At 67.2% G+C, this 10,478-nt stretch carries 9 protein-coding genes and 2 pseudogenes; 8 read left to right on the top strand and 3 right to left on the bottom strand.

From position 1 onward, the window contains the following. Positions 1-255: 255 nt before the first annotated feature. The 5 genes and pseudogenes from KV557_RS45190 to KV557_RS40705 all read left to right on the top strand — a co-directional run. Positions 256-408 (top strand): annotated as a pseudogene (locus KV557_RS45190) (IS5 family transposase); the annotation flags it as partial. 72 nt (positions 409-480) lie between these two features. Continuing rightward, positions 481-918, top strand: a complete 438-nt coding sequence (locus KV557_RS40720) for a hypothetical protein (RefSeq protein WP_256178700.1) — start codon at positions 481-483, stop codon at positions 916-918. Positions 919-1,044: 126 nt separating this feature from the next. Further along, on the top strand, positions 1,045-2,964 hold the full coding sequence (locus KV557_RS40715; protein ID WP_256178699.1) for a hypothetical protein: 1,920 nt from the start codon (positions 1,045-1,047) through the stop codon (positions 2,962-2,964). Positions 2,965-3,454: 490 nt separating this feature from the next. Continuing rightward, positions 3,455-4,297, top strand: a complete 843-nt coding sequence (locus KV557_RS40710) for a papain-like cysteine protease family protein (RefSeq protein WP_218207118.1) — start codon at positions 3,455-3,457, stop codon at positions 4,295-4,297. Between the two features lie 14 nt (positions 4,298-4,311). Further along, positions 4,312-5,265 (top strand): hypothetical protein, encoded by a 954-nt coding sequence (locus tag KV557_RS40705; protein WP_218207116.1) that lies wholly within the window; start codon positions 4,312-4,314, stop codon positions 5,263-5,265. Here KV557_RS40705 and KV557_RS40700 read toward each other — a convergent pair. Continuing rightward, the gene (locus KV557_RS40700) at positions 5,226-6,308 is read right to left on the bottom strand and encodes a transposase (protein ID WP_218207114.1); all 1,083 of its coding nucleotides are present in this window, start codon (positions 6,306-6,308) and stop codon (positions 5,226-5,228) included. The genes KV557_RS40705 and KV557_RS40700 overlap by 40 nt on opposite strands. 132 nt (positions 6,309-6,440) lie before the next feature. On the opposite strand from KV557_RS40700, the gene KV557_RS40695 reads away from it, so the two are divergent. The 3 genes from KV557_RS40695 to KV557_RS40685 all read left to right on the top strand — a co-directional run bounded on the left by KV557_RS40695 (position 6,441) and on the right by KV557_RS40685 (position 9,380). Beyond that, positions 6,441-7,424 (top strand): GNAT family N-acetyltransferase, encoded by a 984-nt coding sequence (locus tag KV557_RS40695; protein WP_218207113.1) that lies wholly within the window; start codon positions 6,441-6,443, stop codon positions 7,422-7,424. A 120-nt stretch (positions 7,425-7,544) separates the two neighbouring features. Beyond that, positions 7,545-8,444, top strand: a complete 900-nt coding sequence (locus KV557_RS40690) for a hypothetical protein (RefSeq protein WP_218207111.1) — start codon at positions 7,545-7,547, stop codon at positions 8,442-8,444. A gap of 135 nt (positions 8,445-8,579) precedes the next feature. Further along, entirely contained in the window at positions 8,580-9,380 is an 801-nt protein-coding gene (locus KV557_RS40685) for an IS5 family transposase (protein WP_218207120.1), read from the top strand. Between the two features lie 76 nt (positions 9,381-9,456). On the opposite strand, the gene KV557_RS40680 is transcribed toward KV557_RS40685, so the two are convergent. Together KV557_RS40680 and KV557_RS40675 are read right to left on the bottom strand one after the other, a co-directional pair. Beyond that, a complete protein-coding gene (locus tag KV557_RS40680; protein WP_218207110.1) occupies positions 9,457-10,203 on the bottom strand; it encodes a phosphotransferase family protein in 747 nt (248 codons plus the stop codon). 185 nt (positions 10,204-10,388) lie between these two features. Next, positions 10,389-10,478: pseudogene (locus KV557_RS40675) on the bottom strand (IS5/IS1182 family transposase); the annotation flags it as partial.

The following is a 10,478-nucleotide window of genomic DNA, read 5'->3' as shown; positions in this document are numbered from 1 at the left end:
CGCACCAGGCTCCGCAAGCACCCCGAGTTCGGGTACCTCACCCCGCTCGAAACCCGAGCCAGGCTGCAGAACGACTTCACCCCCGCAGCGTAAGCATCCGCTGTCCAAGATCAGGGGGGAACTTCAGTTTCCGCGAACTCGCGGGGCTCTACAGGTGTGAGTAGTTGAGGTACAGAAAGTGCCGCTGAGATTGATCTTGGTCGGGTTGGTCTACTTCGCGGGCGCGTCGAGCTGGCGGGGTACAGCGCTGGCGCGCAGTTCGACAAGGCCGACTACCGCGAGCGCCACGCGGTCGAGTGCGGGATCAACCGCCTCAAGCGCCACCGGGCCGTGGCCACGAGATACGACAAACTCGCCGTCCGCTACGAGGCCACCGTCACCATCGCCGTCATCAACGAATGGCTCTGACCTTGCTCGCGAAGCTCGGCCAGCGAGAAACGCGGTATCGCTGCAGGTAGCCAGGCATTTAGCCTCTGGCGCATGCATCAGCCCCGAAGACGTGACAGGCGCCTGGCTCGCCGTGTGCCGCCGGAGTCGGCCCAACGCCAGGCGTTCCGGCTCACGACAGTGGGCGCTGATGTAGTCCTGGTTGGCTACTTCTCTGCGAAGCAGAAGGACTTCGAAACGCTCATGGCGTCGGCGGCCACAGAACTGGCAGCGCGCGGCGCTCGGGTCGTCGTGCAGATTGTGCAACGACGAGGCGTCTCGGACGGCGGGGTTCAGAAGATGGGTCTGCCCTACTCCTCGCGGACTCTGCTGAGCTACGGAAAAGTTCGCGAGGTAGCCCAGGCCTGTGACCAGGCCAGCGCTGACGCAGTGATCTTCGTTACCTCCTTGACCGAGCGCCAGCAGCGCACGCTGACAGCCATGCTTGGCCGCCCCGCCGTAAGTCTTTCCGACATCCTCGCTGCCGACTGACCGCTCACTCGAAGCGGCTTTTGAAACAGGCCCTACTCCTGTACCGCACCGATGTCTCCGACGCGGGCGCGAAGAAACTCGCGCTCGCTCCCCAACTCCCGCCCGCCCTGCGAAGCTTCTGGAGGAGTGCGTGAGCGTCGAACTCCGCGATCGTTTCTTTGCCTGTCGACCGGTCGAGCCGACGCCGACGAGGTCGCCTCGTACCGCGCCGAGGTCGATGCGACAGACGCCGAGCCCGCCGCGACGCTCGACGGACTCGCAGTCTCCTGGCACCCGACCGTCCGATACAAGGCGGTGCGCTTTGTGGACGCCGAGCGCATCGACGCCCGCGTGCGTGAACTGTTCGCCCGGCCCAGCGAGGAGGCGCCATACCTGGCCGCCGTCTTCGTCGACCCGTGCGAGCTGTCGTTCCGCACGTTCGAGAACATCGTCCCGCTCGACCGCCTGTTCACGGACACCCCGCTGGCGTTCGAGCTCACGCGGCCGGTCGAACTCGCCACAGGCGCGTACTCGTTCTCGTTGCAGTTGCCGGCCGCCGCCCGAACCTGCCTGGAGCGCCTCGACGCGCTGAACCTCTACGTTCCGCCGCTCAACTCCGGCTCGCGCGGCGGCGAGCGCTTCATCTTCCACTCCGCTCTGCTTGCCGAGGCGCTCACCGCCGCAGTGGGCAGGGCCGCACCGCAGGAAGTGCGTGAAGGCTTCTCTCACGTGAACCCTGTGTTCCGCTGTAACCGTTTCGAGCCCGGGGACACCAACTTCCACCGCCACCGCGACACGCCCTACTACGACGCCGAGCGCAAGCACGTCTCCCGCTACACCGTCCTGCTCTACCTCACCGGCGGCTCGGCCGCGCCCGCCCTCGACCTCACCGGGGGCGCGGCGCTGGCGGACATCGAACCCTTCACCTGCGTGATCTTCGACCAGCGGTACGAGCACGAGGGCGCGCCCTACCTCGACGGCCGTAAGGTCTTCCTGCGCACCGAACTCGTCTTCACAGAGCCCGAGCTGACGCACGATCCGGAGATCGGTGCGCTGTTCAGCAAGGCCTGCTACTGGACCGGTGAGAGCGTCTTCGCCCCCGAACTCGCCCGCCACGCCGACGCCTACTACAACCAGGTGGCCGCCGCACACTGGAGCGGGCTCACCGCCGGCACCGACCCCGAACCCTTCGTCCACAAGCACTTCCGCAGCGTGCACTTCGTCACGAACGGCTACGACTTCTGGTTCACCAGGAGCGACACCCTCTCGCTCGCCGAGTGTGCCGCGATCGCACTGCTCGACTACTTCAACTGCAAGCTCGGTGACACAGCGTTCCGCACCCTCTGCCAGTCGGAGGTGGTCGAGGCGGACAACGCCGTCTGGATCCCCGCCTACCTTCGGGCCAGGCACAGCGAGTCGGCCCTCCTGCCGGTCGACAAGTCCCTTCTCTTCCCCGTTTCGGAGGATCCGGACGTGTCCGGGTGTTGCCCGTTCCACTCCTACGAGACGTTCGACTCCACGCGCGACGCCGAGATCGTCGATCTCTACGTGCAGGCCCAGGACTTCGCCATGGCGCACGTCATGCCGGCGCCGATCGTGATGCTCGGCGAAGACGTGCTCCTCGACCCGGCCAAGTTCCTGATCGAGGGAAACGCCATCCATGTGCTCGGCAAGGAGTCACTCACACCTGTGAACTTCGCCGCCTGCTGGAACGCCGGCGGCGTCCCGCAGAACTACATCGACGTAGCCGCGACCGTCGGCGTGGCACACTTCCTCGTACCGCCGATCCTCTTCAGCGAGACGGACGGCTGCCACCACCTCCAGTTCGACTTCTTCCGCAACTCCTGGATGGTGAAGCACCAGCAGGCAACCGTTCCCGTCCCCATGGTCCAGCGCGGGATCTTCGACGATGACGACGACTGGCCCTGGGTGGCCGCCGTCGACCGCTCGCTGATCCCAGACGGGGAGTCGCCCCGCTGGTGGGCCGAGAACCCCGAGTCGGCAAGGGAGTTGTCCGACACCTTCACCGAGTACGAGGAGTATTTCGACGAGGAGGACGACGACTGAGACACCCGGCGCCCGGGTTGCCCCTGGCGGGCTCCGCCAGGGGCGTTCGGCAGGGGCGTTCGGCAGGGGCGAAGCTCGGAGCTGCTTCGGATCTGCAGGACCGACCGTCGACTCCGCCAACCTCACCTGTGCAGCGCCCGGCCGGCTCGTCGCGACGGCGTGATACCGAGGCGGGCATATAAGCCGTGCTTCGAACCCCAGAATCCCCGCTTCTGAAACCCTCATCGTGAGTAACATTGCACTCACTCTGTGAAATTTCACACGCTGAAGAGTGTCCTATCGTTGATAACGATAAGATAACAGCAGACTGGGCCGATCCACTCGCGAGCCATCAACTTCCCTAGTTCCAGCAATTATTGATGGACAGTCATCGCCGTCTATGCGCGTAGCCCGTGATTCCGCCCGGACTTCGTCGTTCCGGTTCTGGCGCCGCTCTGCCAGACTCCACCGCATTCAGCTTTCACCGCTAACGGGGAGTGATATCTGACGTATGAGCAGACACCGTAGAAAGTCACGCCGCGCAGCCGTGGTTGCGGCGGCCGCCACCGTGCTGGCCGGCGCGATCGGGCTGGGTGTGGGCGCCGTGGCCCAGGCCGGGCTGGTCAAGGGCACCGTCATCGGGGGACAGGGCAACTTCAGCACCGTCAACGAGCGTGTGCTGCCCTCGCTTTCGGCCAGGATCACCGGCCAGGCCACACCCGGAGACCGCATCCCGATGATCTGCCGCACCACGGGGGACGTGGTCGAGAACAACAACCGGTGGATCTGGTCCGGCGCCTTCTATATCGCCGACGCCTTCATCCGCGAGAACACCGGAAACCTTCCGGTCTGCGCCTCGACCCGGCCGACCAGTTGGACGGCGCTCGACATCAGCATGCAGAAGCAGGTCCAGGACGAGTGGTGTTGGGACGCCTCCGGCCTGACCATCGCCAACTACTGGGGCTACACCCAGTACAACCAGTACGACTTCTGCCGCCTCGCCCAGCAGGGCCGCTGGCTGGACTGCAACGACCGGCCCGCCACACTGGACGACATGGCCGGCGCCCTGTCCACCATGGGCTTCCGCAACAGCGGCTACGACCTGAACCGCAACGCGTCGTTCAGCGAGGTCGCCAACGAGATAGCAAGCGGACGCCCGTTCGCCGTGCGCATCGGCTGGACCTCGGGCGGCGGCCACATGAACGTCATCTACGGCTACGACAGCACCAGCAACATGATCGCCGTGGGCGATCCCTGGCCCAGCACGCAGACGTACACCTGGTGGAACTTCAACACCTACGTCGACAACGGCTCGTTCCAGTGGACCCACTCGCGGATCGGCATCCACGCCTGAGGAGGCAACCAACTATGCGGATACCAAGGATAGTTGCTCTCGCTGCCGCAGTCCTCATGGGCGCGGGCGCCGCCACGACGACCGCGTGGGCCGACGGCGGGACCGACGTCCCCGACTACGGCGCCGCGCAGCAGGTGCTGCACTCCGGCAAGACACACGACACCGTCTCCCGCTTCCTCGGCGCCACGAAGACCGCGGCCACCCCCGGGGGTGGCACCGGTACCGGCGCCGACGGCGGCAGCGCGGGCGGCCGGCCGAACACCCCGAACGCGGTCGCCGCGCCACCGTCGTTCGAGCTCAAGGACCCTGTCCCGCTGTACGAGCTGTCAGCGGACTTCGTCTCGGGGAAGGCCCAGCCGACACCGCAGAACGCGCTCAAGCTCTCCTACCTCGCCTCGCGGGTGAGCGCGGCCGACGGCCACCAGGCCGCCGTACTGCTCGCTCCGCAGGCCAAGAGCAGCAGCGGCTGGCAGCTCGCCGGCATCCGCGACGGCGACAACGAGCTCAAGCTCGCCGAACGCGGCACTCCCGGCGCCCACGCCTTCACCGAGCCGCAGATCCACGCCTGGTACCGGCTCACCGAGGCCGGCAACGTCGAGCCGCTCAACCCCGAGGCCACCACCGGCCTCGGCGGCAAGCAGAGCGTCCCCCTCGCCGCGTACCAGAAGCTGGTGACCGGCCGGTACGCGGACAAGCTCCCCGGGTCCGGCTACGACAAGAAGGGGCTGGCCGGCGGATTCGGCCTGTTCGACGGCGCCGGGTCGGCGAGCGGGGCCCAGGCCGACGCGCAGGTCGAGGCGCAGCCCGTAGTACAGCCCGAGGCGCAGGCAGCGCCCGCCGCGCAGGCCTCGGCCGAACCATCGCCCGCACCATCCTGGCGGCTGCCGGCCGCCGGGGCCGCGGTGCTGGCGGCCGGCGCCGGCGGGCTCTACCTGCGCCGGCGCCGCCGGACGGCAGTGACGGCCTGACGGCCCGGGGCGGCGGTAGCGTGGTCAGCCCATGCCCGCCGCCCCACGCCGGTCCCCGGCCGCGCGCAGCCACCATTGATACGCCGGACTGCGCTCGGCCGCGACCCGATGGGCCGCACGGCGATGGCCGGGACCTCCTCGAACGTGGCCTGGCACAGGCTCACCGCGTGCCCGCTGCGAACCAGTTCGTAGGGGGAGGCGAGCCGCAGATGGCCGGGCGGGACGCCGTCTTTCTCGGCCTCCCGCTTCCTGACCACCTCCCGTCCCCGGGCGTGGGTGTGCACGTAGTAGATCTGCATGAAGATCTGCCGCAGCAGCTGGACCGCCTCGATCTCCCGCAGCCACACCGGGGCGTCGGGCGCGTGGACCGCGTGCAGCAGCGCGAGCGCGTCCTGGCCGTGGACCTCGGCCAGCCGGTCACGCTTCGTCTTCGACGAGGGCAGCCGCCATGAATCGACCCTGGCCGCGTAGCGCAGCTCCAGCTCCGCCACCGGCATCGCCTGCCCGAGCCAGGTCGGAGCCGTGGCCAGAGCCTCCAGCACCGCGCGCACGCTCACACCGGCCAGCTCCAGCCGGTTCAAGTCCCGCACCGCGCTGATGACATGGGTGGAGTCGGTACGCTGCTTGCCCCCGGCCGCGATCAGCCCCTCCCGGCGGCAGTGCTCCACCAGCCGGTCGAAGACCAGGCGCTCCATGCCGTGCTCGACCAACCGGGCCCGGAACTTCGCCAGCACCGTGAAGTCGAACCCCGGATCGGTCAGCTCCAGGCCGATCGCGTACTTCCAGTCGATCGCCCGGAGCACCATCCCGGCTGCCTGGCGGTCGGTCAGGTTCTCGGCGAACTGCAGCACTGTGACCAGCGCCAGCATCCCGGGTGACAGGCCCGGAGCCCCGCGCACCCCGAACGCGGACGTGAACGGCTCGTCCGCGAAGACCTCCGCCAGCTTCTCCCGCACCCGCATCGCCAGCGTCCCCTTCGAAAAAGCCACCGCCGCGACCAGCGCCGTCTGCTCCGGGACCTCCGGCAGTCCCGCCGACCTCATGCGATCATGCCGCAGTCAGCCGACCTGCGGCCCAAATAGAGCAACAGAGTCGGCCAGCTCGTTGAACGGCCGCAGACGACCGCGGCGTGAATAGGGTGGCGGACCTGCCTCGAAGTTCGAGAACATCCGGTCATGTTGGATGGCACGGCAGGACAGGACCTTCCGGTCGGCTTCGGGTTCCGGCCGTATCGCGGCGACGAAGACCACGGCGCCATGGCCGCGGTGCGGCTGGGGTGTGTTGAACGGGACCGGGTCGATGTCCATTCGGTTGTGGAAGGGCTCCCGACAGCGGCCGAGATCGCCGAAGCTTCTGCCAAGTTGGAGGAGCCGTCCAAGAACCAGATCCTGGTGGTGCTCGACGGGAGCGTCGTCGGCTACTCGACGATCCGGTGGTGGCAAGAGCGGGACGATACGTGGCTGTACCTGCACCGCGGCTACCTCTTGCCCGAGCATCGCGGCCAGGGCATCGGCTCAGCCATGCTGAGCTGGGCCGAAGAGCGGATCCGCCAGCTCGTCGAACAGCATGGAACGGCGCGGACGGCAGTGATCGGCGCGAACGCAATGGCCTCCGAGCAGGACGCCACGGCACTTCTGCGCGCAGCCGGCTACCGACGTGTCTTCAGCCTGGTCGAGCTGGAGCTGGGCGATCTGCAGCAGGTGCCCGAGCCGGGCAGCGAGCTGCCAGCCGGGATACGGACCGGGTCGATCGGGACAAGCCACTACCGTGCAGCCTGGAGGACGGTCATCGATTCGTATGCGGACACCGGCTTCACTCAGAGATGGCCTTTCCAGGACTTCGTCGACACCGCCGACCCAGCATGCTGGAGGGCTGCCTGGAACGGGCAGGACATGGTCGGCGTCGCCCTCTGCTCCATCCACCGTCACGACCACACCGTGGGCGAGGTGGAAGAGCTGAGTGTTCGGACAGACCAGCGACGCCTCGGAATCGGCCGGGTCCTGCTGCTGGACGGGCTGCGGAGCCTTCGCGAGCAGGGTGCAACGACCGCCCGGCTGTTCACGGGCACGGCAAACCCGCACCGGTCCTACGACCTTTACGAGAGTGTGGGGTTCCGGCGGCAGAACGAGTACGTCCGTTACCGCAAGCCGCTTGCTTGATCGACCGGCCATTGGGCTGTCTGGTCAGTCCACAGGATTTGACAATGCCTCCATCCTTGTGGGTGATGCTCATGTATCAGCTTGTGATCGTGCTGACGCAAGGTTCGACAGAGGCGGGGAATGACCACAGAAGCGAGCACGGAGTCAGTTCTGCGGTTGATGGCTGACAAGCCTCGTGAGCAGACGGCGTTCATGTCCCTCGTCGCCGGTCTGCGAACGGTGGGGCTTCAGGCCGAGCTGCGGGGCAGCCCTGAGCGACAGGAGGATCTGTATCCGTATGCCCCGCCCATCCCCGTCGACGCGGAGATCGAGATTGAGGGCATCGTCGGTTTCGTCGACCACACTGTGGTGCCTTCACCGCAAGAAGATCACCGCCGGATCGCCACCCAGGATGCAGTAGCGCACGAGCTCATCGCCCGACTTCAGGAATTGGCGGCCCAAGCGCCGGGCGGCGGTCTCTGGGTGACCATCAGCGCGGGGCCCTGGCTGGGTGCAGGCAAGAAGGAACGGGAGCGTCTCTATGGCCGGGTGGTGCAGATGGCTCGGAAGGCGGTCGAACGGGGCAAGCCCTTTGTGGATTTGAGGGCACTTCCGCAGGGTCCATATCCCGTTCCGACGATCGGTTTCTGCGACGCTCCCGAAGCTCATCGGGTCACGATCGGCTTCACTGACCTCACTGTGGGTTGGTCAGGGCGGATGCAGTCGGCCGACCGCTGGTCAAGCACCATCGGCGAGATGCGGAACAGCGTCGGTCGTGCGATCGAGAGCAAGCTGCAGAAACAGTTGGCCCGCGTGCGTGAGGTCGAGGGGGAGAAGCCTATCGGCCTGCTGCTGGACAGCAGGCCGATGCATGGAAGGAAGGGCAAACCAGAACCTGTGTTTGATCTTCCCCCGCTGATCATTCGCTCGTTGTTGTTCGACATCGCCCAAGACTGGCCCGGTGTCTTGACCAAAGCGTGGCTGCTCTCGCCGCACGGTCTCAGCTCCGTCTATGGCGACGAGGCATCCTTCGGCTGGTGACGCACCAGCTTAGGACTCCTAACAGAAGGAGGTTTATGGACCTCCGGGAATGACGGTGTGTCAGTTCTCGTTGATGCTGGCCGAAGGGGGTGCGAGCCAGTCGAGACGAGGAAGACCGCTGCCAGACCGTGGGAGATCGATGACGAGTTGTGGGCGCGCATCGAGCCGCTGCTGCCGGTCGTCCCGCGTAATCCGCGGCGTCCGGGTCGTAAGCGTCTGGATAGTCGCAAGGTGCTGTGCGGGATCCTGTTCGTGCTGTACACCGCGATCCGCTGGGAGTTTCTGCCCCAGGAGCTGGGCTTCGGCTCGGGGATGACCTGCTGGCGACGGCTGCGGGACTGGAACGAGGCCGGGGTCTGGCAGCGCCTGCACGAGCTGCTGCTGTCCGAGCTGCGGGCCGCAGACCTGCTGGACTTCTCCCGCGCAGCGGTCGACTCGAGCCACATCCGCGCGATGAAGGGCGGGCCGGCCACCGGTCCGTCCCCGGTGGACCGGGGCAAGGCCGGCAGCAAGCACCACCTGATCGCCGAGGCGCACGGCATCCCGCTCGCGGCAATCACCACCGGCGGCAACCGCAACGACGTCACCCAACTGATCCCGCTGATCCAGGCCGTCCCGCCGATCCGCGGCAAGCGCGGCCAGCCACTGCGCCGCCCCAAGCACCTGTACGCCGACCGCGGCTATGACCACGAGGTCTACCGGGACAAGGTCCGCCGGTTCCAGATCACCCCGCACCTCGCCCGGCGCGGCACCGGGCACGGCTCCGGCCTGGGCGTGTACCGCTGGGTCGTGGAAGGAGCGATCGCGCTGCTGCACTGGTTCCGCCGCCTGCGCATCCGCTGGGAGATCCGCGACGACATCCACCACGCGTTCGTCACCCTCGGCTGCGCCGTCATCTGCTGGCGACGACTCCGCACCGCACTTTGTCGGGAGTAAGGGCAGGCGATGCGCCCCAGGGGATGGCCTGCTCGATGCGTCAGAACGCACTCACAGCAGTCGGGCCCGCGCAGCCTCACATCCGGGATCTCAGCACGTCGACCTCACAGCCCGGCGCGAACGGGTCGAAGCCGTGCTCGATCAGCCAGCGAACCACCAGCAGGCTTCGCAACGACCACCACGCGTGGATCACGTCGAGGTCGACGTCGGTGTCATAGCCGGCGATGACCTCGTCGAGGTGCTCCTCGTGTCCGAGCGTGAAGGTGGCGAGGTCGTACAGGGCATCACCCTGGCCCGCCTCGGACCAGTCGATGATGCCGGTGACCTCGCCGCCGTCGACAAAGACGTGCGCGATCTGCAGGTCGCCGTGCGTGAACGCCGGAGTCCACGGCCGGAGCGCGGCCTCGGCAACCTGGCGGTTGCGGGTGACCAGGTCGGCGGGCAGGACGCCATTAGTCACGAGCAACTCGCACTCGTCGTCGAGTTCCGCCGCCAGCGCGACGATGCTCCGCCCGGCCCGGCCGGGCCGGGGCGGCAGCGGCGCGTCGTGCAGCTTCCGGATGGCGGCGCCCGCCGCGGCCCACGCCGCCGGTGACCCGGTCGACGGCCCGCCGAGGCGCCCAAGCGTCGTCCCCGGGAGCGCGGCAATCGCGAGCACGGGCGGCTTGCGCCACAGGACCTCCGGAGTCGGGACCGGCGCGAGGGACATCGCCTCGACCTCGACGTCGATGCGCGCCTGATCGGCGTCCACCTTCAGGAACACGTCGCCGACGCGCAGGGTCGCGCGCTCGGAATGGGCGACGACGACTTTGACCTCATCCATGGGCGACCAGTATTCCGGGGATGATCGCCGACGTCGCCGGGTTTATCGCGTGCGATTACGCGGCTGACCACGTCCCGCTACCTGGCGGCCTCGTGCACGACACCGATGTCTGACCAGGTCAAGCCCACCACTTTTGTTAGGAGTCCTTAGAGGGCATTTGGTGAGAGTAGTTTGCCCTTTATGTTCTAGTAAGTTCCTCGCCAGGTTGGTGTGGTCTCGTCCGTTATGCGCTTGGTGAGGTTGTCGATCGAGGCGATGTGAATCATGGCTTCGGA

It is taken from the genome of Kitasatospora aureofaciens (genome assembly GCF_019192735.1).
In the GTDB taxonomy this organism is placed as follows: Bacteria; Actinomycetota; Actinomycetes; order Streptomycetales; family Streptomycetaceae; genus Kitasatospora; species Kitasatospora aureofaciens_A.
Note: the sequence above shows the minus strand (reverse complement) of the source record. Positions and strands in the feature narration are given on the sequence as shown.

Excerpts from the sequence above, each read along its gene's own strand:
- KV557_RS40700 (WP_218207114.1), bottom strand. The coding sequence starts at position 6,308 with ATGAGGTCGGCGGGACTGCCGGAGGTCCCGGAGCAGACGGCGCTGGTC.
- KV557_RS40720 (WP_256178700.1), top strand. The coding sequence starts at position 481 with ATGCATCAGCCCCGAAGACGTGACAGGCGCCTGGCTCGCCGTGTGCCG.
- KV557_RS40695 (WP_218207113.1), top strand. The coding sequence starts at position 6,441 with ATGTTGGATGGCACGGCAGGACAGGACCTTCCGGTCGGCTTCGGGTTC.
- KV557_RS40690 (WP_218207111.1), top strand. The coding sequence starts at position 7,545 with ATGACCACAGAAGCGAGCACGGAGTCAGTTCTGCGGTTGATGGCTGAC.
- KV557_RS40710 (WP_218207118.1), top strand. The coding sequence starts at position 3,455 with ATGAGCAGACACCGTAGAAAGTCACGCCGCGCAGCCGTGGTTGCGGCG.
- KV557_RS40680 (WP_218207110.1), bottom strand. The coding sequence starts at position 10,203 with ATGGATGAGGTCAAAGTCGTCGTCGCCCATTCCGAGCGCGCGACCCTG.
- KV557_RS40705 (WP_218207116.1), top strand. The coding sequence starts at position 4,312 with ATGCGGATACCAAGGATAGTTGCTCTCGCTGCCGCAGTCCTCATGGGC.